24 protein-coding genes are annotated in these 19,920 nt (G+C 56.2%); 9 read left to right on the top strand and 15 right to left on the bottom strand.

Annotated features, from left to right (window positions below):
- Window positions 1-93 precede the first annotated feature (93 nt).
- Window positions 94-771: an O-methyltransferase gene (locus ABMV07_RS05485; RefSeq protein ID WP_197691950.1), complete on the top strand. Its 678-nt coding sequence runs from the start codon at window positions 94-96 to the stop codon at window positions 769-771.
- A 58-nt stretch (window positions 772-829) separates the two neighbouring features.
- Here the strand turns inward: ABMV07_RS05485 and glgC are convergent, their stop codons facing one another.
- On the bottom strand, window positions 830-2,056 hold the full coding sequence (glgC, locus tag ABMV07_RS05480) for a glucose-1-phosphate adenylyltransferase (protein WP_088266726.1): 1,227 nt from the start codon (window positions 2,054-2,056) through the stop codon (window positions 830-832).
- 93 nt (window positions 2,057-2,149) lie between these two features.
- Here glgC and glgA point away from each other — a divergent pair, with 93 nt between their 5' ends.
- Genes glgA through ABMV07_RS05465 form a run of 3 tightly spaced genes read left to right on the top strand, consistent with a single transcriptional unit; the run spans window position 2,150 to window position 5,536 of the window.
- Entirely contained in the window at window positions 2,150-3,322 is a 1,173-nt protein-coding gene (gene glgA / locus ABMV07_RS05475; protein ID WP_197691951.1) for a glycogen synthase, read from the top strand.
- Window positions 3,323-3,373: 51 nt separating this feature from the next.
- Window positions 3,374-4,114, top strand: coding sequence for an acetolactate decarboxylase (gene budA, locus ABMV07_RS05470; protein WP_374064961.1), 741 nt, complete (start codon window positions 3,374-3,376; stop codon window positions 4,112-4,114).
- A gap of 9 nt (window positions 4,115-4,123) precedes the next feature.
- A complete protein-coding gene (locus ABMV07_RS05465; RefSeq protein ID WP_374064960.1) occupies window positions 4,124-5,536 on the top strand; it encodes a glycoside hydrolase family 32 protein in 1,413 nt (470 codons plus the stop codon).
- A 58-nt stretch (window positions 5,537-5,594) separates the two neighbouring features.
- Here the strand turns inward: ABMV07_RS05465 and ABMV07_RS05460 are convergent, their stop codons facing one another.
- The 7 genes from ABMV07_RS05460 to dapE form a co-directional block, all read right to left on the bottom strand.
- Window positions 5,595-6,464, bottom strand: coding sequence for a methyltransferase domain-containing protein (locus ABMV07_RS05460; RefSeq protein WP_196977804.1), 870 nt, complete (start codon window positions 6,462-6,464; stop codon window positions 5,595-5,597).
- A gap of 26 nt (window positions 6,465-6,490) precedes the next feature.
- Window positions 6,491-6,658, bottom strand: a complete 168-nt coding sequence (locus ABMV07_RS05455; protein ID WP_003850969.1) for a DUF3117 domain-containing protein — start codon at window positions 6,656-6,658, stop codon at window positions 6,491-6,493.
- A gap of 86 nt (window positions 6,659-6,744) precedes the next feature.
- On the bottom strand, window positions 6,745-7,023 hold the full coding sequence (locus ABMV07_RS05450; RefSeq protein WP_088266721.1) for a hypothetical protein: 279 nt from the start codon (window positions 7,021-7,023) through the stop codon (window positions 6,745-6,747).
- Between the two features lie 4 nt (window positions 7,024-7,027).
- Window positions 7,028-7,777, bottom strand: a complete 750-nt coding sequence (locus tag ABMV07_RS05445) for a glucosyl-3-phosphoglycerate synthase (protein WP_197691778.1) — start codon at window positions 7,775-7,777, stop codon at window positions 7,028-7,030.
- Window positions 7,774-8,631 (bottom strand): dihydropteroate synthase, encoded by an 858-nt coding sequence (gene folP / locus ABMV07_RS05440; RefSeq protein ID WP_088266719.1) that lies wholly within the window; start codon window positions 8,629-8,631, stop codon window positions 7,774-7,776. The genes ABMV07_RS05445 and folP overlap by 4 nt, the downstream gene beginning before the upstream one ends.
- Window positions 8,624-9,388, bottom strand: a complete 765-nt coding sequence (locus tag ABMV07_RS05435; RefSeq protein ID WP_197691779.1) for a TIGR00730 family Rossman fold protein — start codon at window positions 9,386-9,388, stop codon at window positions 8,624-8,626. The genes folP and ABMV07_RS05435 overlap by 8 nt, the downstream gene beginning before the upstream one ends.
- Before the next feature lie 7 nt (window positions 9,389-9,395).
- Window positions 9,396-10,493: a succinyl-diaminopimelate desuccinylase gene (gene dapE / locus ABMV07_RS05430; RefSeq protein ID WP_088266717.1), complete on the bottom strand. Its 1,098-nt coding sequence runs from the start codon at window positions 10,491-10,493 to the stop codon at window positions 9,396-9,398.
- 79 nt (window positions 10,494-10,572) lie between these two features.
- Between dapE and ABMV07_RS05425 the strand changes: the two genes are divergently transcribed.
- The 5 genes from ABMV07_RS05425 (at window position 10,573) to ABMV07_RS05405 (ending at window position 16,643) form a co-directional block, all read left to right on the top strand.
- Window positions 10,573-11,484 (top strand): DapH/DapD/GlmU-related protein, encoded by a 912-nt coding sequence (locus tag ABMV07_RS05425; RefSeq protein WP_088266716.1) that lies wholly within the window; start codon window positions 10,573-10,575, stop codon window positions 11,482-11,484.
- A 69-nt stretch (window positions 11,485-11,553) separates the two neighbouring features.
- Window positions 11,554-12,918 carry an amino acid permease gene (locus ABMV07_RS05420; protein ID WP_196977802.1) on the top strand — a complete coding sequence of 455 codons (1,365 nt, stop codon included), beginning with the start codon at window positions 11,554-11,556 and terminating at the stop codon, window positions 12,916-12,918.
- Window positions 12,919-12,928: 10 nt separating this feature from the next.
- Window positions 12,929-13,903: a 2,3,4,5-tetrahydropyridine-2,6-dicarboxylate N-succinyltransferase gene (gene dapD / locus ABMV07_RS05415; RefSeq protein WP_088266714.1), complete on the top strand. Its 975-nt coding sequence runs from the start codon at window positions 12,929-12,931 to the stop codon at window positions 13,901-13,903.
- 62 nt (window positions 13,904-13,965) lie between these two features.
- On the top strand, window positions 13,966-15,378 hold the full coding sequence (locus tag ABMV07_RS05410; RefSeq protein WP_197691780.1) for an amino acid permease: 1,413 nt from the start codon (window positions 13,966-13,968) through the stop codon (window positions 15,376-15,378).
- An 89-nt stretch (window positions 15,379-15,467) separates the two neighbouring features.
- Window positions 15,468-16,643, top strand: coding sequence for an HNH endonuclease signature motif containing protein (locus tag ABMV07_RS05405; protein WP_088266712.1), 1,176 nt, complete (start codon window positions 15,468-15,470; stop codon window positions 16,641-16,643).
- Window positions 16,644-16,649: 6 nt separating this feature from the next.
- Here ABMV07_RS05405 and ABMV07_RS05400 read toward each other — a convergent pair whose 3' ends face one another.
- The 7 genes from ABMV07_RS05400 to ABMV07_RS05370 all read right to left on the bottom strand — a co-directional run bounded on the left by ABMV07_RS05400 (window position 16,650) and on the right by ABMV07_RS05370 (window position 19,896).
- Window positions 16,650-17,207, bottom strand: a complete 558-nt coding sequence (locus tag ABMV07_RS05400; RefSeq protein WP_088266711.1) for a GtrA family protein — start codon at window positions 17,205-17,207, stop codon at window positions 16,650-16,652.
- Window positions 17,208-17,311: 104 nt separating this feature from the next.
- Window positions 17,312-17,521 carry a hypothetical protein gene (locus ABMV07_RS05395; RefSeq protein WP_281510568.1) on the bottom strand — a complete coding sequence of 70 codons (210 nt, stop codon included), beginning with the start codon at window positions 17,519-17,521 and terminating at the stop codon, window positions 17,312-17,314.
- A gap of 30 nt (window positions 17,522-17,551) precedes the next feature.
- Complete coding sequence (locus ABMV07_RS05390; protein ID WP_281510567.1) at window positions 17,552-17,707, bottom strand: pseudouridine synthase; 156 nt, start codon at window positions 17,705-17,707, stop codon at window positions 17,552-17,554.
- Window positions 17,652-18,059 (bottom strand): hypothetical protein, encoded by a 408-nt coding sequence (locus tag ABMV07_RS05385; protein ID WP_197691781.1) that lies wholly within the window; start codon window positions 18,057-18,059, stop codon window positions 17,652-17,654. The genes ABMV07_RS05390 and ABMV07_RS05385 overlap by 56 nt, the downstream gene beginning before the upstream one ends.
- Complete coding sequence (gene dapC / locus ABMV07_RS05380; protein WP_197689963.1) at window positions 18,019-19,116, bottom strand: succinyldiaminopimelate transaminase; 1,098 nt, start codon at window positions 19,114-19,116, stop codon at window positions 18,019-18,021. Before dapC ends, ABMV07_RS05385 begins: the two co-directional genes overlap by 41 nt.
- Window positions 19,117-19,148: 32 nt before the next feature.
- Complete coding sequence (fdxA, locus tag ABMV07_RS05375; protein WP_003850933.1) at window positions 19,149-19,466, bottom strand: ferredoxin; 318 nt, start codon at window positions 19,464-19,466, stop codon at window positions 19,149-19,151.
- Between the two features lie 49 nt (window positions 19,467-19,515).
- Window positions 19,516-19,896 carry a hypothetical protein gene (locus tag ABMV07_RS05370; RefSeq protein WP_088266708.1) on the bottom strand — a complete coding sequence of 127 codons (381 nt, stop codon included), beginning with the start codon at window positions 19,894-19,896 and terminating at the stop codon, window positions 19,516-19,518.
- Between the last annotated feature and the right edge of the window lie 24 nt (window positions 19,897-19,920).

Genomic DNA, 19,920 nt, shown 5'->3' with positions numbered 1-19,920 from the left:
CAACGCATAATTGTTCTCAGATTGTGACCTTATGGTGATCTGTTTGCAGCATTCACACTGTTAACAGGCGTCACAACCTTTGGTGTTGGGCCTATGTCGCCACCACAATCCCCTCCTCCTAGACATACACTGTCGATTGTGAACGCTCCATCAGACTTTATTCGCAACTACATTGACTCCACGACCGACATGAGTGACGCTTTAGCCACCGCACGCGAGGATGCGCAGGAATTTGGGCTCCATGTCCCCGATTCCATTACGGGCCAGTTGTTGACCACGTTGGCGGGGGTATCGCGCGCCCACGGCGCTATTGCGGTTACCCCAGCAGCGAGTGTGGTGGGCCTCCACCTCCTAGCCGGCCTTGGCGAAAAAGGCATCTTGACGTGTATCGATCCGGAGCCTGAGCACCAAAAACGCGCCAAGAAAGCTTTCCGCGACGCGGGCTATGGTTCCTCACGGATTAGGTTTTTGCCCTCTCGTCCACTGGATGTGATGGGACGATTAGCACGAGGCCAGTATCAGGTCATTTTCGGCGAAGTAGCCCCTCTTGACCTTCGCGCATTTATCGACGCTTCCCTGCCACTGCTTGCCGGCGGCGGCGTCCTTGTTCTACCTAATGCGCTTCTCGACGGCACCGTGGCTGATTCCACGCGTAAAGATCGAGAAACGGTTGCAGCTCGTAAGGCAGATGATTATGTTCGCAACCTCGATGAGGTTGTCGTGTGCCGCCTTCCACTAGGAGGGGGAACAACATTTATCACCAAGCTTTAACGCTCGGTGGGAACCACAGAGGGAGGCGTCGATAAGCAATCGATGCCTCCCTTAGGTTTTATACGACGGAGTTCTTACCGACGACTACCACGCCACCTGGGCTGATCTGGAAGCGCTGCTCATCGCGCTCACGATCAACGCCAATGACTTGACCATCGGAAACGACCACGTTCTTGTCCAAGATGCAGTGACGCACCACTGCCCCCTTGCCGATGCGCACACCTGGCATAATCACGGAGCCTTCGACTGTGGCGCCATCTTCCACCACAACATCGGTAGAGACAACCGAGTTACGCACAGTAGAACCGGACACAATGGAGCCTTGGGCAACCATAGAAGCCTGTGCGATACCACCCTGAACGAACTTCGCTGGTGGCAGGTCGCCACGCTCGGTGGAACGAATAGGCCACTGCTGGTTGTAGAGGTTGAACACTGGGTGCACAGAGATCAAATCCATATGCGCCTCGTAGAAGGCGTCGATGGTACCGACGTCGCGCCAGTAAGCCCGATCGCGGTCGGTGGAACCAGGTACAACATTCTTGTTGAAGTCATAAACATTCGCCTGACCCATGCGCACGAAATATGGGATGATGTCTCCACCCATATCGTGCTCGGAATCAGGATTGTTTTCGTCTTCTTTCAACGCCTGAATGAGAGCATCAGTAGAAAAGACATAATTGCCCATGGAGGCAAACGTCATCGACGGATCATCAGGTGTACCGGGAGGATCCGCTGGCTTTTCCAAAAACTCAGTGATGTTGTTATTTTCATCTACCTGGATGCAACCAAATGCGCTCGCTTCCGAACGAGGCACACGAATTCCAGCAACGGTCACGGCCTTACCTGAAGCAATATGGTCTGCCACCATTTGCTCAGGATCCATGCGGTAAACATGGTCAGCACCAAACACCAAAACATAATCAGGACGCTCGTCGTACACCAAGTTCAACGACTGCAAAATTGCATCCGCGGAGCCCATGTACCAGCGCTTTCCCAAACGCTGCTGCGCCGGCACCGACGCAATGTACTGACTGGTAGGACCACTGAACTGCCACGCTTGGGAAATATGGCGGTCAAGGGAATGAGACTTGTACTGAGTCAGCACACAAATCTTTAAATATCCGGCATTGACTAGGTTAGACAACACGAAATCGATAAGCCGGTACGTACCGCCGAAAGGAACAGCTGGCTTGGCACGATCTTCGGTGAGCGGGAACAGCCGCTTACCTTCTCCACCGGCAAGGACAATTGCTAAAACGTTCTGTTTACTCCTCACAAAGCCCAATCTATCGAGAATTTCCGCCCCGTGGGCAGGTTTGCCAACAATAAGACACAGAACACCCCACAAAATGGTTCACAGCCCGTTACTCTCGGAAGTATGAGAGTTACGATGATGACCAAAGAATACCCACCTGAGATCTACGGCGGTGCAGGAGTTCACGTCGCCGAACTCACCCGCCACATGCGCGACATTGTCGACGTCGACGTCCACTGCATGGGCGCTCCACGAAACGAAGACAACGTCTACACCTATGGCGTTGACCCTGAACTCACCTCAGCCAACGCCGCCCTACAAACCATGTCCACAGGACTACGCATGGCACACGCCGCAGCCCACACTGATGTAGTCCACTCCCACACGTGGTACACGGGACTAGGAGGGCATCTAGCGGGGCTTCTTCACGAAGTACCCCACATCGTCACAGCCCACTCACTCGAACCCGATCGCCCATGGAAGCGGGAACAACTTGGCGGTGGCTACGATGTCTCCTCCTGGTCAGAACAAAATGCCATGGAATACGCCGACGCTGTGATCGCAGTGTCAGCCGGAATGAAAGACGCTATTCTGCGTGCTTACCCGCGCATCGATGCCGATAAAATCCGCGTCGTACTCAACGGCATCGACACACAGCTTTGGCAACCGCGTCCCACTTTTGACGACGCCGAGCACTCAGTACTCCGCGACCACGGGATCAAACCAGACCAGCCCATAGTCGCTTTTGTTGGCCGAATCACACATCAAAAAGGCGTGGAACACTTAGTCAAAGCCGCTCGTCACTTCAGCCCAGGAGTTCAGCTCGTCTTGTGTGCCGGAGCCCCCGACACCCCAGAAATTGCGGCACGCACCCAACACCTCGTAGAAGAACTACAAGCAGAACGCGAAGGTGTTGTTTGGGTACAAGAAATGCTGAGCAAGGACAAGATTCAAGAGATCCTCACCGCCGCTGACGCTTTCGTCTGCCCCTCCATCTACGAACCACTAGGAATCGTCAATCTCGAGGCCATGGCATGCGCCACCGCCGTTGTCGCCTCAGATGTGGGCGGAATACCCGAGGTAGTCGTCGACGGCACCACCGGAAGCCTCGTCCACTACGACCCCAACGACACCGATACCTTCGAACACGACCTCGCAGAAGCCGTCAACGCCATGGTCACCGATCGAAAACGAGCCGCAGCTTTCGGTGTAACAGGACGCAACCGCGCAGTATCCGAGTTCTCGTGGGGCTCCATCGCACAACAAACCGTCGATGTGTACTCCTCCCTCCTATAGAAAATAAGGGTCCTCTGCAAAATCCCGCCCACACGACTATGGTGGGCGGGCATGGATGACCATAACGCGCTGCTCGCTGAGCGCCATACGATTTTCCAAAGCTCACTCATGACCGCCCTCCTAGACGGCATCTATGACGGTGAGATTTCCATCGGCGAATTACTGGGACACGGCAACTTCGGCATAGGCACATTTGATGCCCTCGACGGGGAAATGGTCATCCTCGACGGAGTCTGCTACCAACTTCGTGGAGACGGATCCGCCAGTGAAGCAGCGCTTACGCAACGCAGCCCATTCGCCATCGTCACAAACTTTGTGCCACGGCTTAAAGCTCGTGTGCCACGAGGCATGCACAGGAGCGAACTCAGTGACTTCATCACCTCCCTCCTACCCAGCGAAAACTACATGTATGCAGTACGCATCTCTGGGGTGTTCTCATCAGTTACCGTCCGCACTGTGACCAAACAAGAACGCCCTTACCGCCCGATGACACAAGCGACTGGTGACGACGCCGAACTCGAATTCACCAACGTCTCCGGTGTTGTAGCTGGTTTTAGAGCCCCCATCTACGAAAAAGGCATCGGCGTACCTGGCTGCCACGTCCACTTCATCGACACCGACCGCACCAGCGGCGGCCACGTCCTCGACTTCACCATGTCAGAAGGCACCATCGAGGTCTGCCCAGGAACCGACCTCCAGCTGCGCCTGCCGCTCACCCAAGACTTCAGCAAAGCATCCTTGGCGCCAGACGACCTCGACGCACAAATCCACGCAACCGAAGTGAAAGGCTAACCCACCGCGATGACACATCGGCCAGAACTCCATGTCACCCCAGAAATTGGAATCCTCGATGCCCCTGCAGGTGCGCTTTTCGACGGCACCACGTGGCACCTCTTCCATCAGTTCCGCCCCAAAGCGACAGCACCCTCCCGCTGGGCCCACAACTACGCCACCACCGACCCCTTTAACTGGGAAATCTGTGATGACGTTATCGCCCCACAAGGAAACGAAATCCGACTACGCGCAGGATCTGTCACCTCTGATGGCAACACCACCCGCCTTTATTTCACCAGCATTACAAACGAAGGCGACTCAATCCATCTGGCCGAAATCACCGATCTAGACGCCACCACCTATGACGTCAACGATGACGCGACAACCATCGACCCCCACGTCGTAAGGTTCGGACAAGTAGTCGCAGACCAAGGCGGCTACACCAACTTCCGTTCCCCCTGTGTAGTTCCCAACTGGGTCACCGCCGATGACCGCGATGAAGGCCACTCCGGTTGGATCATGCTCGCTGTCACCGGCGACATGGACGAACCTACCCTCGTCATCCTCGACTCCGAAAACGAAACCGATTGGGAGCTACGCGGACCACTAAAAGTCGTAGGAAACTCCGGCATCGAAGGCGAACGCCTCGTCGCACCACGAATCATTCGCCTCCGCGACGAAATCGACCAAAACGTCTACGATATCCTCATCGTCACCATCGAAATCGGCGGCATTGACCGCTCCGGCTACCTCGTTGGCAAACTCCACAACAACATCTTCACCGTCGTCTCCTCCTTCACCCGCATCGACTACGGACACGACTTCACCCGACCACGCAACACCAACTACACCTCCCACCTCAACAGCAGCGTGGCCCCCGAACACCGCTACAGCCACGCCCACGTCTTCGGACTCATGAACGGAATCGGACGTCTCGACGACGCCACCACCCACCTCAGCTTCCGCGAAGAACAATGGGCCAACTGTCTCTCACTACCACGACGCATGACCCTCCAAGGCGGAAAGATCTACCACACTCCCGTCGCAGGGCTTCCCGACGCCATCCGCGACTCCGACCACGCAATCATGTGGACCGGCCTCCTAGACGTACCTCTAGGAGAGAAAGTAACCGTGGAGCTCGTCGACACCGCCGGAAATATCGCCGCAAAGATTACCCACTACGGCGACCTCCTAGAGCTCGATCGCTCCATGAATCCTCACCACGAGGGCGATGACATCGCCGTTGCACCATTGACAGAAGACGACACCGACTCCGTAACGATCATCGTTGACGGTTCCACCGTGGAAGTCTTCGCCGACGGAGGACAAATCGCCATGGCTAGCCGTGTGTACTTCAACGGCTACTGCGAAGCCTTTACACCGCAGGCAAGCGACGGCGCTGACATCCTCCGCAGCGACGTGACAAAGCCACTCGGCTAAGCGAGCATAAAAGATGGCGGCGGGATTTACTCCCGCCGCCATCTTTTATGGTTAAGAACTAATCGATCTTGGCAAAACGTGTGATCATCGCACGCGCGGTCACGTCCATGACACTAGGAAGGGTGGCAATCCTCTCTCCTAGTACATCGGGGTGAATATGGCGAGCCGAGGGACTCATACCGATCTGGGAGGCGATAGAGTCTTGGGCTAAGTGCATGGTGAACTCAATGGGTTCTGGATCAGAAACAGGCACAAGGTTGCCTGCTGCTTGATCGATCATGCGTTGGACTTTGCCCTTTTCCACGCCGATAATGCCCAGAGGCTCGCGCAGTTCTTCGAGGTGACCTGCGTCGGCTGTCAATACGATAACTTGGCCACCAGGTTTGAGCACGCGGGCGAACTCGGAGGCGTTACGAGGTGCAAAGACCACGGTAATGGCATCGATGGAGGCGTCTCGAAGCGGCAAACGCGACCATGCATCTGCTACGACAGCGCCCACGCGTGGATGGCACTTGCTCAACATCTTTGCCGCCGGCACAGAGACGTCAATGCCAATGCCGCGAGAATTCTCAATGTCATCCAGTGCATGCGCCAAGTAGTAGCCAGTGCCGGCACCGACCTCACAAATCACAGGAGAGGCATCATCCGGAACATTAGCCTCATCCAAGGCAAGGTGAACGGAATTACTCACGGCCTCGACGAATGGCGCGAAATGGCCGCCCGAAAGGAACGTCTCGCGGGCGTGGATCATAGAAGAATCATCGCCAACGTATCGAATACCTGCACCGCCAGCGAGGGTCACATACCCCTGACGTGCAATATCAAAACTATGGCCGGATTCAGACACCAGACGGCGGTTATCGTCGACAAGCGTCAACGCAGAACCATCAATGGGATCCGCAAGAACATCTACAACATGCGACAGCACCTAGGGCTACTCCTTATAGTGCAAAACTACTGCGAAACTTCTGTCAGCAAAGCACCCAGCTCTGCTGCCTCTTCTTTATTCATCTCGATGACCAAGCGGCCACCACCATCGGTGGGAATACGCATCACAATCTTACGACTCTCAAAAACCGCCTCCATTGGACCGTTTCCCGTGCGGGGTTTCATGGCTGCCATGCAGATCACCGATTCCTTACATGCTTATTCAAATAATAAAAGCCGCCACATATCACAAAGATACGAGACTGAATTTCAGTCTACCCTCATTTGAAACCCCGTGTCTGTCCCTTGAGCTGGTCAATCTCAGACTCCAAGGCCGCAATCACCTGATCTACCTGCTGCTGGTTATACCCCCACAGCGCCGAATCAAAGCGGACATCATCCACCCTGCCCCGACGAACAGCACGCTCATTAGACACCATTAACTGATTGACCTCCGGCAAAACCACACCATCGCCACGACCAAACACCGAACCAAACCCAAAGGTCAACACCACCACAGCCACCATCATGACTAGGAGGAGAACAATCCACCACAGCATCAACTCACACCTTTCCTACGCCGCTTTCCAAGGAGGATATCGCAAGGCGCTGCCCAACCTCATCCAGCCCCGAAGCCACACCAGCACGCTGCAAAATTGTCGACGCCACCACGCGCGCCATAGGAGCAAGCTCACGCAACGGACGGTGACGATGACCACGATGCCCAGCCTCAACCTCCACAATCGACGCTGCACCGAAGCAGCGGAAGACGTCGATAAGCAAACCAACCTCAACGCCATATCCGCCAACAAACGGTAAATCAAGAGCTGCGCTGCGCCGAATGGCATACTCCCCTCCTAGAGGCTGACGCACAAACCCCAGCTCAGGGAAGAACGCCTCTAGGAGGGGGCGGGCGGTCAACTCGGTCACGCGCCCGCCGCCGCCAGACGCATCGCCACGGGTGTAGGCGGCTTTCACGAGCATGACGGAATCGTCGATAAACGGACGAGCGAGGTCCTCGACGATAGTGGGCGAAATTTCTGTGAGATCAGCGTCTAGGAAGACAACAACATCGCCACGCGCGGCAGCAACGCCACGCCATAGGGCTTCGCCCTTACCAGGGATCGGAGGTAAAGACACAACGTCGCGCCAATTAACGACGCTCGCTCCGGCCGCTTTTGCACGGGCTGCGGTGGCATCTGTGGAGTCGGAGTCGATGACGATGACCTCGTCACTCCCCCTCCTAGACAATGCGACCACATTGGCCACGGTTGCTTCCTCGTTGAGAGCCGGAATTACTACAGAGACCTTCATGCAAGCCCCCGTGTGGTAGTCAGAGGTGGCACGCGTCCTTGGATTGCGGCGGTCATGCGGATCACGTCGACGGTTTCTGCGACTTGGTGCGAACGAAACGCCGCAACTCCATGAGCCGCTGCCCACGCTGTAGATGCAAGGGTTCCGGCTACGCGCTGGTCGACGGGGCGAGCCAGCGTCTCTCCTACAAAATCTTTGTTAGACAATGCCATCAGTACTGGCCAACCGGTTGCCACAATCTCATCGATACGCCGCAGCAGCTCCAATCCATGAAAGGTGTTCTTGCCAAAATCATGGGTAGGGTCGATAAGAATGCGGTCCTCAGGAACACCAAGGCAAACCGCCCGCTCAGCTTGAGCTGTTGTTTCCTCAATAACAGAGGCAACAATGTCGTCGAAAAGCACGCGGTGCGGGCGGGTGCGTGGCTCAACGCCTCCCGTATGAGAACACACGTATCCCACGCGATAATGACCCGCTACCTCGGCAAGCTCCGGATCATGGCCGGCCCACGTGTCGTTTACTAATGACGCCCCGGCGCGGATCGCCATATCAGCGACCTCGGCACGCCACGTATCTACCGAAATGGTGATCTCGGGGTGCGCACGGTGAACTGCGTCGATAACTGGTACGACCCGTTCAATCTCCTCACTAATAGAGACATAAGGGCCAGGACCTGCCTTGACCCCACCAATATCGACGATCTCCGCCCCCTGCGCAATCACAGCACTGGCGCGTGTGATTGCATCTGTTAACTCATGGGTCGCACCGTGGTCGTAAAAGGAATCTGGGGTGCGATTAACGATCGCCATGACCGTTGCACACTCGGGATCGTGTTGAAACGCACTCCTAGTCATCAATGTTCATCATTCTGCGGTGCGCTTGGCGAATGAATTCCACCGCCTCGTCGACCGAATCAGTGACTAAGAACAAGGACAAATCTTCCTCGGAAATCATGCCTTCTCCTACAAGGCGCTGCTTGACCCAGTCGACAAGCCCACCCCAGAAACTGGAGCCCAACAAAACGATAGGAAAATTGGTCACTTTGCCGGTCTGAACCATGCACAAAACCTCGAAAAGCTCATCCAGAGTGCCCATACCGCCCGGAAGGCATACAAACGCCTGCGAATACTTCAAAAACATCGTCTTGCGTGCAAAGAAGTACCTGAAATGCAAGCCCAGATCAACGTAGTCGTTAATGCCTTGCTCGTGAGGAAGCTCAATGCCCAACCCCACCGAATAGCCATCGGCATCAAAAGCGCCCTTGTTTGCGGCCTCCATAAGACCAGGGCCGCCACCGGTGATCACAGCGTAGCCAGCACGCACCAACCCCTCTCCTAGACAAACGCCTTGTTCGTAGTACGGGTGATCGGATGCAACGCGGGCCGAGCCGAACACGGTAACAGCCGGAGATAGTTGCGATAAGGCATCGAAACCTGCGACGAATTCACTTTGGATTCGCAGTACCCGCCACGGATCGGCGTGCAACCAATCATGATCAGCAGGAAGCTCTAGGAGGCGTTGATCGTAGGTACTTGGCGATTGATTCTTTTTGCCTCGCACTAACACTGGGCCACACAGATGACGTTCATTGCGTTGCGGTTGATTAGTCATAAAGCGATCAGACTCCTATCATCTGGGAACTCGTACTCGTGAGATAGTGCACCAGCGTGCGAGAGACTTCGGTAATCATGCTGACTGGGCACTGTTCATCTTTTTTATGGCAATATGCCGGATCCCCAGGACCAAAGTTCACCGCTGGAACACCAGTCTCAGAAAACCTCGACACATCCGTCCAACCGTACTTTGCGCGGAATTTTCCGCCTGTCGCCTCTAGGAGGGCGGCAGCTGCCGGACGATCCAAGCCCGGACGAGCCCCTGGAACAGCATCATCGATGTCATAGGTCACCCCCTCAGGTAGATCCAACACTTCCAGCATGTGGGCTAGGGCTTCGTCAACACTCCTATTAGGTGCGAAACGGAAGTTAACAAACATCCAAGCCTCATCGGGAATAGTGTTCGTGGCAACCCCAGATTCGCAATGCACGATGTTGAGGCCCTCGTGGTAGAGGCAGCCGTCGACAAGCACTTCTTGGGCGTCGTATTGTGTGATATTCGTAATAACTGGCGCTAATTTGTGCATGGCGTTGTCTCCTAGCCACGACCGTGCCGAGTGTGCGCGAACGCCATGTCCGGTAACGCGCAAACGAATCGTTCCCTGGCATCCAGCTTCGATCACAGCACCAGAGGGCTCGCCTAGGAGGGCGAGATCGCCACTCAACCAGTCGGGGTGAGCTGCCTGCACATGCCCTAGCCCGTTGTATTCACTAGCGACTTCCTCGCCCTCATAACAGACGACGGTCAAGTCCTTCGCCAGTGCCGGGTGGTTAGCCAAGGTGGCGAAGGCATGAAGATAGACAGCCATGCCCGATTTCATATCGACGGTGCCGCAGCCGAACATTACGTCGCCTTCCATGTGGCTAGGAACGTTGTCGGCTATTGGGACGGTGTCGATGTGGCCGGCGAGGATTACTCTTTCTCCTAGTCCTCGGTGGGTACGAGCAACAAGAGTATTGCCGTGGCGTAGCACTTCAACATTGTCGATGGCATGAAGAGCCTGCTCGATGGCGTCGGCTATGTTCTTTTCGTAATGGGAAGGACTTTCTATATCAACAAGTGCGCGGGTGAGGTCAATGGGATTCGTAGTCAAATCGAGCATGGCATCGACAATACCGCGCCTCTAGGAGGGGAAGCGTTAACTTCTTCACATCATGCCTGCTCCGTTAAGGTATTTAATTATGAGTCAATTCGGTGCCACTGCCATCGGTATCGCCAACATCGCCATGAACGGCGAAGTCCTTGATACCTGGTACCCAACCCCAGAATTAGTCCCTGCCAGCGGTTTCTCCTCCTACACGGAAAGGCTTGGAGCTCAGGATCTGCCACCTAAGCTTTTGAGCCTTGTGCGTCTCGACGAAGACCGTTTGGTGGAGCAAGTTGCCGTGCGAACCCACATTGGCGATCTAGATACCCCGCCTATCGACGCCCACGATGTGTTCCTGCGTCTGCATCTGTTGTCGCATCGTTTGGTGCGACCTCTCGAGATCAATATGGATAATGCGATGAGCATTCTTTCTCGAGTGGTGTGGACGAACAAGGGTCCTTGTTTGCCGGAAAATTTTGAAAACATCAGAATGTCACTGCGCAACCGTGGCCTTATTCACGTCTATGGCATTGATCGTTTACCCCGCATGGTCGATTATGTGGTTCCCACAGGGGTAGAAATCACCGAAGCGGAACGCGTTCGCTTGGGCGCCTATCTTGCAGAAGGCACCAAGGTTTTGCGAGAAGGATATGTTTCTTTCAATGCCGGAACCCTTGGCGCTTGTCGAATTGAAGGCCGTTTGTATTCCGGAACAGTGGTAGGTGACAACGTCGATCTCGGCATTTCGGCCTCGATTGTTCCTAATAAGCCCCATGCTCAGCTACGCGTTGGCGCTAATTGCGTGTTCGGATTGGGTTCTGCTGTCATGGGAATCAACCTTGGCGACAACGTCCGAGTGGGCAACAATGTGGTGATCGACAAGGAGACGATGGTGTACTTTGCAGACCGCGACGTCACCGCCGCCGCTGCGATTCTTGACGGTCAATCAGACTGGCAAATTCATGCCGAAAGTGGCCGTCCGGAACCCGTCGTTCGCCCCGCATAGACACCCCCGCATAAAATTAACTTGCCGTAGATTATATGCAATGGGCTTTGGGAGTTTATTCTCAGATCTATGACACAAGCAACCACTGAGACCGAGCTCGGCACAGGCCTAAAAACTCGGCACCTAACAATGATGGGACTCGGCTCCGCCATCGGAGCCGGCCTCTTCCTCGGAACCGGCGTTGGAATTGCAGCCGCAGGACCCGCCGTTCTCATCGCCTACGTCCTCGCAGGTATCTTCGTCGTATTCGTGATGCAAATGCTCGGAGAGCTCGCGGCAGCCCGCCCAGCCTCCGGATCCTTCTCCGTCTACGCCGAGCAGGCATTAGGCCACTGGGCCGGCTTCAGCCTCGGCTGGCTTTACTGGTTCATGCTCACGATGGTCCTCGGTGCCGAAATGACCGGCGCCGCAGCCATCATGGGTCAATGGTTCGGCATCGCACCATGGATCCCAGCTCTCATCTGCGTTATCTTCTTCGCAGTCGTCAACCTCGCACGTGTCAGCGGCTTTGGCGAATTCGAATTCTGGTTTGCTTTTATCAAGGTTGCCGTCATTATTTTCTTCCTCGTCATCGGCGTAATGCTCATCTTCGGGCTACTACCCAACCATGACTTCGTAGGAACCCAAAACTTCCTCGGCGACGGATTTATGCCTAATGGCATCTCAGGTGTAGCCACCGGCCTCCTAGCCGTCGCCTTCGCTTTCGGTGGTATCGAGATCGTCACCATCGCCGCAGCGGAATCCGAAGATCCCAAGACTGCCATCGCCACAGCGGTGCGCTCCGTGATCTGGCGTATCTCCTTTTTCTACCTGGGCTCTGTCCTTGTGATCTGCTTCCTCATCCCGTTCTCCAGCATCGGAGGCGCCAAGAGCGCAGCAGAATCCCCCTTCACCATCATTCTCGGAATGGCCAACATTCCTGGTGTGGTCGGATTCATGGAAGCCGTGATCGTCCTCGCGCTGCTCTCCGCATTCAACGCCCAGATCTACGCCACCTCACGCATCGTCCACTCCTTCGCAGAACGTGGCGACGCCCCCAAGATCTTCGCAGCCACCAACCCCTCCGGCGTTCCCATGCCAGCCGTACTCCTCAGCATGTTCTTCGCATTCGTATCAGTAGGACTGCAGTACTGGAACCCCGCCGGACTACTAAACTTCCTCCTCAACGCTGTAGGCGGATGCCTGATCGTCATCTGGGTCATCATCGCCTTTGCATACCTCAAACTGCACCCAGAACTCGTCCGCAACGGAGAAATCACCACCGTGCGTATGTGGGGCTTCCCATGGCTCGGCTGGGTCACCATCGCAGGATTCCTCGGACTGACCGTCCTCATGCTAACTGACGACGCCTCCCGCAGCCAGATCACCTCCGTTACGGCCGTATTCCTCCTACTCATAGTCGTGTCATTCTTCACCAAGAAAAAGAGTAAGTAGACTTCCACCCATGACTTCAGCACTAGCAACAGGACTTGCCACCATCACCGCCGACGGCACCGTGCTCGACGCCTGGTTCCCAGCGCCAGAGCTCACCACCGTCGACACCACCGGCACCACAGTATTAGACGGTGACGACATCCCTGAGTACCTCCGCCTCCTAGTCAGCGAAGACGCAGATCGTGGGGTGCGTCGACAAGCGATCACCACAACGATCGCTGACCTCGATGCAGCCCCCATCGATGCCTACGACGCCTACCTGCGTCTTCACCTTCTCTCGCACCGCCTAGTCAAGCCACACGGCCAAAACCTCGACGGAATCTTCGGACTGCTCACCAACGTCGTATGGACCAACCACGGCCCCTGCGAAGTAAAAAACTTCGACATCACCCGCGCCAAACTCCAAGCACGCGGCCCTGTCACCGTCTACCTCGTTGACAAATTCCCACGCATGGTCGACTACGTCCTCCCCAGCGGCGTGCGCATCGGCGACGCAGACCGCGTCCGCCTCGGCGCACACCTCGCCGAAGGCACCACCGTCATGCACGAAGGATTCGTCAACTTCAACGCAGGCACCCTCGGCAACTCCATGGTCGAAGGCCGAATCTCCGCAGGCGTCGTCGTCGACGACGGATCCGACGTAGGCGGCGGAGCCTCCATCATGGGCACACTCTCCGGCGGCGGAAAACAAGTCATCTCACTAGGAAAGCGCTGCCTCCTAGGCGCAAACTCCGGATGTGGCATCCCACTCGGCGACGACTGCGTCATCGAAGCCGGCCTCTACGTCACCGCAGGCTCCAAAATCATCGTCCGCGGCGCCGTAGCAGAAGCCACCGGCCTCAACGACGGCGACACCACCAAAGCCCTCGAACTCGCCGGAGCCAACAACATCCTCTTCCGACGCAACTCCATCAGCGGTGCCATCGAAGCAACCGCGTGGAAATCCCAAGCAGTCGAACTCAACGACGCGCTCCACGCAAACTAACCGCACACCACCAAGGGAGCGCCTCCTAGAGAGCGGCTCCCTTTTTTACCGCAGAAAAACACATGACCGAACATACCGCCCCAACCCTCACAAAAGGGCTCAAAGTCCGCCATCTGACCATGATGGGACTCGGCTCCACCATCGGCGCCGGCCTCTTCCTCGGCACCGGCGTAGGAATCAAAGCAGCAGGACCCGCCGTACTCATCGCCTACATCATCGCCGGATTCATCGCCGTCATGATCATGCGCATGCTCGGCGAAATGGGCTCCGTCGTCCCCGCCTCCGGCTCCTTCTCCGAATACGCCAACGCAGGCATCGGCCACTGGGCCGGATTCATCCAAGGCTGGGTCTACTGGCTCGCCACCGTCGCAGTCCTCGGCGCAGAAATCACCGGAGCCTCCGGATTCGTCGCCTCATGGCTCGACGTCTCACCATGGATACCAGCGCTCGTCTTCGTCGCATTCTTCGGACTCGTCAACCTCATGCGCGTCCGCGCCTTCGGCGAATTCGAATTCTGGTTCTCCTTCATCAAAGTGGCAGTGCTCGTCATCTTCTTGATCATCGGCTCCCTCCTAGTGCTCGGCCTCCTACCAAATCACGACTTCGTTGGGCTCAGCAATGTTCGCGCCGAAGGATTCGCGCCCACCGGACTAGGAGGAATCGCAGCCGCCCTCCTAGCCGTCGCCTTCGGCTTCGGCGGCATCGAAGTCGTCGCCATCGCCTCGGCAGAATCCGAAGATCCACAAAAATCGCTCGTCAACGCCGTGCGCACCACCATCACGCGTATCAGCATCTTCTACCTCGGCTCAGTAGCCATCATCGTATTGCTCTTGCCTTACTCGTCTCTAGGAAAGGCGAAAAGCGCAGCCGAAAGCCCCTTCTCCCAAGTGCTTGCCATGGCAAGCATCCCAGGAGTAGTAGGCGTCATCGAAGTCGTCATTGTGCTCGCACTGCTCTCCGCATTCAACGCCCAGATCTACGCCAGCTCACGCATGATGATGTCCCTCGCGGAACGTCGACAAGCACCAAACATCTTCGCACGCGTCGACAACCGCGGAGTCCCACTGCCTGCCATCGTGCTCTCCGTCGTACTGAGCGTCATCATGGTGATCCTCAACTACGTCGACACCGGCTGGCTCCTCACCTTCCTACTCAACGCCGCCGGCGCCTCCCTCCTCACCGTCTGGACCTTCATCGCCGTCTCCCAACTCAAACTCCGACGACGCCTCGAAGCACTCCAAGGCAACCTAGCCGTACGCATGTGGGCCTTCCCAGGACTCACCATCGTCACACTCACCATCCTCTTCGGACTCGCCATCCTCATGCTTAGCGACGCCGGCGCACGCATCGAACTACTCTCCGCCATCGCCATGGTCGCCATCCTCTTCGCGATCAGCCTTATAGCAGTAAAACGGCCCTTTGACAAGGCCCTCCTGCCAGGAGAGGCGAGTTATCCACAGAACTCCCCCTCCTAGAGAACGCCTCTAGGAGTTATCCACAGAAATCGACGCCCAGGCCCGTCTCCACCACTAGGAGGTGGGCCATCGTCATTACCGTGCGAAATATGAACACGCACGCAGTACTCCAGTTTCTCTCCGGAAACGGAATCGCCATCCTCCAGTTCTTCCATCAACTGATCCTTCAAGGCAAAACACAAGACGACCTGACACGCGACTATGCGCTCGATCGGGCGTGGGTGGGCTCGGTGATGAAGCTCGCCAAGGAGTTGTTTGATCCCCGCCCCTCTCCTAATCGAGACGAATGCATTTCGGTGGCTAAGGAGCTAGGACTTGGGATTGAGGTTCTCAAAGCCATCAATCCCGCTCTCGGTAGGCTCAACAAGAAAGCCAGCATGACCAAGGATGATCTCCGCCTCAGGCTTTATCGCGAAGCCCGCGGCATGACGCCTGCCGAGGCAAAAGCACACGCCAACACTCGCGTCGTCGCCCTCAACGACGCATGCGGAGCCACCCCGCGCAAACCCGCCGTCCGCATCTCAAAATCCACCGACGCAGCAGGGCAACGCCACATACACGCATCGCTTGACGACGCCACCGCCAGCGCCGTCGCCGAAAAACTCCACGCCGGCGCCCGCTGGCTCACCAAGGAAACCCCCTCCCTCTCCTACACACAAGCCATGGCGGAAATCTTTGCCATGTTCATCCTGGGCAGCCCCGCACTAGGAGGGAGGAAACGTCGCGAAGGGCTCATCCTCCTACCCGCCGACGGCTACACGCACCGCGGTAACGGGATGCTCGCAACCACAGACGGCAGCTTGATACCCGCGTACAAACTTGCCGAACACCTCCTAGAGGAATACGGCTATGCCATGCTGTATGCGCTTAATGATGAGGGCGTCCCTGAGCCGGTCGACCTGTATCGCACAAAGCGTTACGCCAACGATAAACAGCGGCTCATGATCACAGCGGACCAGCTCACCTGCAGTCATCCGGATTGTCATCGGCTAGCCAATAACAGTCACATTCACCACTGCACAGCCTGGGAGCGTGGCGGCGAAACCAACGTGAACAATTTGGTTGCCGCCTGCGCTACGCATAATCGCCGCAACGATGACGACCCAGAACGGCACAAAAACGGCTACTTTCGACGCATGTCGCATAGCGGATGCGCAGGATTTCAGCCAGCAGACCCCAGCCTTCCTCCTAGACGCACCAGAGTGCCCTTCGCGGCCTATTCTGCGCGAGTGTGGGCATGCGATCACTTCGGAGTGACCGTCTAACTCCTCCTAGTGAGGATCGGCGGCAGCGACTACTTGGACCTTGGGGTTACGGAAGGTCCACAGCTTGTTGATCACAAAATTGACCGGCATCGCAACCAGAATTGAAATCGCGTTCGCCCAGTAGAATTTGGTGCGCAGCCCAGAAGAATCGTCGAAAATTTCTGTAGGAAGAGACAGAGGCGATTCAACATTCATGAGCAACGTGAGCGTAATCTGACTAACGACAAACGCGCCAAGACCAGTAATAAAAAACAGAAAAAACCCTCGCCACCACGACAACGTTGCAGCTTGTTTAAACGTCCACATGCGATTGAGCTGATAATTCCACGTGTTGGCGACCACAAAAGCAATCGTCATAAAAACGTGATACCAGCGGATATGAAACGCCGTACCAAAAAGATTAAAAAACGGCTCATGCTCGCTAATGCCAACAGTCCACCACGCAACCTTCTTCGACAACACCGCGACTAGGAGGTTCACGATCGTGCCCGAGCCACCAACCAGTCCAAACATAATGAACTGACGAAGATTGCCCAGCACTGAATCAGTTGCTCGGTTGGTCATGTCTTTCCTCCTAGAGACAGCGAACTTTTTGATTTTAGCCTCTAGCGAATCTCCTAGTCACACTGGACACGGGATCAACGAACTCCAAAACGTGGCGTACAACTCTAATTTCTCGGAAAATCGTAAATACTGCGCCGCTGATCGACGGGATATGTGTCGTCGCCCATGATCGGACAACCTACCCACACTAGGAGGACGCGAAGCTGGTGAGTATGGCCTGTGGCTGGCTGGAGCTCAACAACCCCCTCTCCTAGTCGACGCACCATCGTGCGAGTAGGAGTGCCTGTGGGATCGACGACGACCTGCGGCCCCATTTTGCGCATTCCTAGTGCGATTTCGGCCCACTATGGACCGAACGGAATCGGGCCCACGACATGAGTAATATAGCGTTTGGTGATCGCCCTATGTTGGAAAAGCTGCTGGTAAGTCGCCCGTATTTCGGGATTAGTTGAGCATAAAAGAATGCCGGTAGTGAGGCGGTCGAGACGATGTAGCGGCACGATGTGCGGGTTGCTTTCGCGAATTCGGGCGCGCGTTCACACCGTCTCTGCCACGATTCGCCCCATTCGACGTTGCCGGCAGAAAACACGGCTTATCCACCACTAGGAGGTCAGGGGTGCGCGCAATCACCGTGTAGTCGAACGGGATTGGCGGTTCTTCCGGAACTCCTGGCCAGAACCATGCGGGGATGGGTTTCTCTAGGAGGGTGCCAGGGGCAAGCGGGGTTCCTGCGCTAAAGAGACTTTCGCCTGCCGACGCCGCCACGTACTCGCCTTCGGGGACGATATCATGGAGGACGACCTTCTGGTAACTAATTCCCCTCTTGGAGGCGGGCCGCCACTTTTTCGGCATTGTCATCGGTGGTGGTCAGGGCGACGCGCACGAAGTTGTGGGCGCTGGGGCCGTAGAAGTCGCCGGGGGCGACCAAGATGCCATGAGAGGCAAACCAGTCGACGGTGGCACGGCAGTTTTCGCCGCGGGTGGCCCACAGGTACAGACCGGCTTCGGAGTGTTCGACGGTAAAGCCGGCGTCGATAAGCGCACGCATGAGGTGCGCACGGCGACGGGCGTAGCGAAGCTTTTGGAGTGCTTCCTGGTCGTCGTCCCGCAAGGCTTCCACCATGGCGGCCTGGATGGGGCCTGGGACCATTAAACCTGAGTGCTTGCGGATTTCGGTGAGCTCGGCAATGAGCGTCTCATCGCCGGCCAAAAAACCGGCGCGATACGACGCCAAATTCGACGACTTGGACAACGAATGAATCGCTAGGAGGTTGGACAGGTTGCCGTCGTTGACACGCGGGTCCAAAATCGACACCGCTTCCCCATCCCAAGTCAAACCGAGATAACACTCGTCGAAGGCGACGATCACGTCGTTAGCCTGAGCCCAAGCGACAATGGAACGCAGCTCCTCAACAGAAGCCACACGGCCCGTTGGGTTCGACGGGGAATTGATAAAAACCAAATCGATGTCATCGTTGGAAAGTTCATGGGGGGCGTCGCAACGCAACGGTGTCGCACCCGCCATCAAAGCACCCACCTCATAAGTCGGGTACGCCACCTCAGGGATGACGACAGTACCACGAATCCCTAGGAGGGTGGGAAGCAAAGCAATCGCTTCTTTAGTACCAACTACCGGCAACACCCCTCCTAGAGAAGTTGCGTGATAGCGGCGCTGGAGAGAATCAACAATAGCAGCGCGCAGCTCAGGGGTGCCAATAGTCTGCGGATAACCTGGCGCGGCCGCAGCCTCTGCCAGCGCAAGCCGAATCCCAGGGGCCACCTCGTCGACAGGGCTGCCGACTGAGAGGTTAATCAACCCATCGGGGTGGGAACTTGCCGTCTTTTTGGCGTCGGCAAGCGAGTCCCACGGGAAATCAGGCAAAGTAGCACCAAGAGGTACGCGCGTCATCATCGATCCTTACAACTAGCTAGGAGAAGTGGTTAAACCTGCGGTGGAAGCGACGCCACCAAAGCAGCGTCGAAATCCTGCGGCCCAAGCTTCGCCGCACCACCAGGGGAACCAAGAGAGTCGAAAAACGCGGCGTTCGCATCGTTGTAATCGATCCATTCATCAGGGACATCGTCTTCATAGAAGATAGCCTCGACAGGGCATGCAGGCTCACAGGCGCCACAGTCCACACACTCATCGGGGTGGATATAGAGTGAGCGCTTACCCTCGTAAATACAATCCACGGGGCATTCTTCAACGCAAGCTCGGTCCATGACATCAACGCAGGGCTGTGCGATTGTGTACGTCATCGGTTAGATATTCTCCAATTCGAGTGATTGAGTAATGCGATTCATTATGTCACCTCCTAGACAAAAGAGGCCAACTGCCCCCAGCAACGCCAGCGCCTAGGAGGAGGATTGCGCGCAAATTCCGCCCCACAATCTGATCCCCAGTAATCCCAGGAGTCATGGTCAAAACCACAAAACCCGCGATCCAAGCAAAAATTGGGATCAGGGCAATCGCGGGGGTACGCGACCACAGCAGTGATGTTTTAGTCAAAACTCTATTGAATAGAAATGCCACCACAATGGTGTAGGGCACTGGAAAACCGTCGATACGCGTATCAAGGTACACCACCTCTAGGAGAAGGGAGGTCAAAGCCCCAAGCGTGATCCAGAAGATTCCCCACGCAGCCTCTGTCCTACTGAATCCTTGATAAACATACGATTGATCGGCCATTCCTACCTCCTAGAGAAAACTGTG

The sequence above is a fragment of the Corynebacterium belfantii genome, assembly GCF_041898185.1.
GTDB classification, from domain to species: domain Bacteria; phylum Actinomycetota; class Actinomycetes; order Mycobacteriales; family Mycobacteriaceae; genus Corynebacterium; species Corynebacterium belfantii.
The sequence above is the reverse complement of the archived record's forward strand: the minus strand, read 5'-3'. Positions and strand labels throughout refer to the sequence as shown.